This window comes from Microbacterium sp. C448 (assembly GCF_000582705.2).
Lineage (GTDB): Bacteria > Actinomycetota > Actinomycetes > Actinomycetales > Microbacteriaceae > Microbacterium > Microbacterium lacus_A.
Genome location: NZ_HG779722.1, coordinates 1 through 272, shown reverse-complemented (window position 1 = coordinate 272; position 272 = coordinate 1). Strand labels below are relative to the sequence as shown.

At 68.0% G+C, this 272-nt stretch carries 1 pseudogene; it reads left to right on the top strand.

The features are described 5' to 3' along the window. Nucleotides 1-272: pseudogene (locus MIC448_RS11175) on the top strand (pyridine nucleotide-disulfide oxidoreductase); the annotation flags it as partial.

The window sequence follows — 272 nt, the reverse complement described above, 5'->3', positions numbered from 1 at the left end:
ATCGTGCGGTGCTCCACGCCCACGGCATCGCGCACACCACCCTGCATCTGCACGCGAATCAGCACGCCGGGTACTTCCCAGGTGCGAGCCAGATCCATCTCGTGGTGCTCATCGACCCCGACACGGGGCGACTGCTCGGCGCGCAGGCGGTCGGCGTCGAGGGCGTCGACAAGAGGATCGACGTGCTCGCCACGGCCATCCGCGCGGGCATGGCGGTCGACGAACTGATCGACCTCGATCTGGCCTACTCGCCGCCCTATGGACAGGCGAAG